The organism is Mycobacterium sp. E342 (assembly GCF_001667665.1).
Classification (GTDB): domain Bacteria; phylum Actinomycetota; class Actinomycetes; order Mycobacteriales; family Mycobacteriaceae; genus Mycobacterium.
The window spans coordinates 1-3,366 of the sequence record NZ_LZJM01000029.1 but is presented as its reverse complement, the minus strand read 5'-3'; the positions used below and the strand labels follow the sequence as shown (position 1 = coordinate 3,366).

Here is a 3,366-nt window from a genome sequence, read left to right as displayed (position 1 = left end):
GTGCACCGGTGGACCGTCGGGCGCAACGTCGTCAAGGCTTACGAAGCGACCGGCACCACGGCGACCGCAGCAGGCGGGGAGCTGTTTTGACCCAACGATGGCCTCCAACAATGTTTCGGGCCCATGCCTCTAGCCATCAACTGCCAGTGCAGCCCGGTGAACTTCTGTGAGCGGCTCGAATGAACATTGAGGGCACTGTTGGGCTAATTGCCGGGGCCGGAGGTCGCACCTCTGCGCTTTGTCGCCGATTCGCGCGCGACGGCGCTAAGGCCGCGGGCGGTGGATCTCGCACTGCACCTTGCGATACGTGGCCTTGCTATACCAACGCCGAGGAGAACGAGAATCTATGCGCGACTCCGTAATCACTGCAGCCGTCCGGACCCCAATCGCCAAACGCAACGGCGGTCTGGCCGGCGTTCATGCCGCGGAGTTGTCGGCCACGGTGCTGAACGGTTGATCGAACATGCCGGTATCGCGCCGGAGTCGGTTGACGATGTGCACCCGCACTAAAGCACCACCATTCTGGCAGATAATTCGGTTGATTGCCGGATCGCCCTCAGCTCAAGTTGCCTGGCTTTCGAAGGACTCGCACGGCTGCGTGGAAGTGTTCCGAGGCCAATCGCGCCCACCTGAGCGGATCGAAACGTCATCGGCCGGTATCGGATGGCGACCCGCAGATGGTACTGTGCTATGCATCACGTTACGACGTAAAGTCAACGCTCCGTGCCTGGTCCAACAGTGAGGTACCCATGACGCAAGCCACACGCTTCGATCCCCGCTTTGCCCCGCTGACTCTGCAGGTGAAAGATATGGCCGAGCCGCAGCCGATCTACCACCAAAAGGCCTCCGCTGTCCGTGCCGAGCGGGTCGAGGGTGTCGTGACGCTGTATCGCCTCGAAGACATCGTGGCCATCAATCGACACCCGGGGATTCTCGGTACCGGTGGCCGCGGTGGTTCCTTCGGCCACGAAGGCAAGCTGATTCCGCTTGAAATCGACGGGGAGGACCACCGCAAGTGGCGCCGTCTCCTGGACCCGATCTTCGCCCCGAAGAAGATCGCCTTCCTCGAAGGCCAGATCCGTACGCTGGCCCGGGAACTGATCGCGCAATTCAAGACAGCCGGGCACACCGAGTTGCACGACTCCTACTGCGTTCCGTTGCCGTGCCTGACATTCCTGCGTTTGTTCGGGGCGCCGGTCGAAGACCTTGATTTTTTTGTAGAGTTCAAGGACGGCGTGATCCATCCGCAGGGGGAGACCATGGAGGAAGCCGAGGCCAACATGATGGCCTCGGCGATGAAGATCTACCAGTACTTCGCGACGTTCCTGGCCCAGCGCAAAGCTGAGACTGAGACCAAACCGGACATCATCTCGACATTGCTGCACTCGGAGGTCGGCGGCAGGCCGTTGACCGATGAGGAGATGGTCAACATCATGTTCCTGTTCATGTTCGCCGGGCTGGACACGGTGACCTCGTCGATGTCGTGCGTTTTCGCCTGGCTTGGGCAACATCCCGAAGAGCGTGACCGGCTGGCCGCCGATCACTCGCTGATCCCGGCTGCCATCGAGGAGTTGATGCGCTACGAGTCACCGGTTCCGTCCGGGCTGCGCTACGCCGAGGAGGACATAGACCTCGGTGACGGGTTGGTGATCCGCGCGGGGGAGTCCATCCATGCCGTCTGGGCGGCGGCCAACGTCGACCCGAATGCCTTCGAGGACCCGCTGACCGTCAAACTCGACCGCGGCCGCACCAACCACATCGTGTTCGCCAGCGGCACCCACCGCTGCCTGGGTTCGCACCTGGCGCGCCTCGAACTGCGGATCGCCACCGAAGAACTGCTCGCAGCGATCCCCGACTTCGCGGTCGACTCCACTGAACCGCTGCAATACAACAACGCAGCGGTACGCGCCGCGCTGAAGCTACCGGTGGCGTTCACGCCGTCGGCCTGATTTCATCCCGCCTGATCGCGGGCCGGATGGTGTCGAGCTGCACTTGAAGGCCCGCGATCAGCGTGCTTCGTCGGCGGTCATGTCAGGGAGCGACCAGGATCTTGCACTGCCGACCGGGATCGGTCAGGTCGACGAAGGACTGCCCGATCTCGCTCAGATCGACGACGGCGGTGACCATCGGCGTAACGTCGATCGCACCATCGGCGATTAGCCGCAGCGCCTCGCCGAACTCCTCGGGCGAGTAACCGTTGGCGAATGTCATCACCAATTCCTTTGATGCGCCGTAAATCATGTGCAAGGTGTCGGCCTGCATGCATACCCCCGCGATGAGGATACGGCTGCCGCTCGGTGCTCGGCACATGGCTTCGTCGAGCACCCCCGGCGCTCCTGCGGCCTCAAACGTGACGTCGGGGGTGACGAGATCGAACGGGGATGTCACGGCGGGGTCGACAGCATGGTGCGCGCCCATCGATATCGCAATGGTTCGGCGCAGCGGGGAAGGGTCAGCCGCCACAATCGACTCGACGCCGCGTGCTCGCAGCACCGCAATGATTGCCAGACCGACTCCGCCGCAACCGAGCACGAGCGCCGACTCGCCGGGCCGCAGCGCCGCCTTGCTCACCGAATGCACGCCGACGGCAACGGGCTCGGTGACGGCCGCGGCGGTCGGCGCCACCCCGTTGGGTACGGGAAGCAGCAGCGGCGCGGCCAGCAGCATCCGCTCGCCGAAGCCGCAAGACGCCGTATTGCTGTACACAAGGGGCTCGATCCCGGAGTCGGACAGCAGCGCAGGCATGGAGGTAACGATGGTGCCGCGCTTCGGCCCGTCGGTGCCAGGCCCGTACTCGAGCACCTGGGCGCAGAACTCGTGACCCATATACACATCCCGACTCAGGTCGACAGCGAGCTTCGCGAATGGGGCATCGCCGCCAATGGTTTCGGCGATGGCCACCATCTCGGGGCCGTGGGCGGCGAACTGCAGGTCCGATCCGCAGATCCCGCAGGCCTTGACCTCGACCAGTACCTGCCCGGGCCCGGGAACCGGTTCAGGGACGTCGTCGACCACTGTCATCGCTCCGTGGCGGAGCACCGCGGCTCGCATCACTGGACCCCATTCTTGGATAGCTAGATACTCGGACTCGACTGCTTTGTTGCCCTGGTGTGTCGAACGCTGACACGCAGCGTGGTGCCCTGGCGCGCGACAGCTTCGGTATCGCCGACGGCTCCTTCGAATCGGCAAACACGGCTACGGTAGCCAACTCAGCCGACTGTGTCGACGCCTGCCCGAGTCGTCTGTGGCTGAGTCGCGCTGTGCTGGTGACGCTGCTCAGAAGAGGTCGCCGCCGGCCGCGCCGGCGGTGGTGCCCGTTGCCTCGAACGCCTTGATCACGCTGCGCCCCACCGTCCAGCGGTGCAC

At 64.1% G+C, this 3,366-nt stretch carries 2 protein-coding genes and 1 pseudogene; 2 read left to right on the top strand and 1 reads right to left on the bottom strand.

Annotated elements, in window-relative coordinates:
* Positions 1 to 346: 346 nt before the first annotated feature.
* Positions 347 to 498: pseudogene (locus A5692_RS28770) on the top strand (acetyl-CoA C-acetyltransferase); the annotation flags it as partial.
* 251 nt (positions 499 to 749) lie between these two features.
* Positions 750 to 1,949, top strand: coding sequence for a cytochrome P450 (locus A5692_RS01580; protein ID WP_067919911.1), 1,200 nt, complete (start codon positions 750 to 752; stop codon positions 1,947 to 1,949).
* A gap of 82 nt (positions 1,950 to 2,031) precedes the next feature.
* On the opposite strand, the gene A5692_RS01575 is transcribed toward A5692_RS01580, so the two are convergent.
* On the bottom strand, positions 2,032 to 3,051 hold the full coding sequence (locus tag A5692_RS01575; protein WP_067919913.1) for a zinc-binding dehydrogenase: 1,020 nt from the start codon (positions 3,049 to 3,051) through the stop codon (positions 2,032 to 2,034).
* Between the last annotated feature and the right edge of the window lie 315 nt (positions 3,052 to 3,366).

Excerpts from the sequence above, each read along its gene's own strand:
- A5692_RS01580 (WP_067919911.1), top strand. The coding sequence starts at position 750 with ATGACGCAAGCCACACGCTTCGATCCCCGCTTTGCCCCGCTGACTCTG.
- A5692_RS01575 (WP_067919913.1), bottom strand. The coding sequence starts at position 3,051 with ATGCGAGCCGCGGTGCTCCGCCACGGAGCGATGACAGTGGTCGACGAC.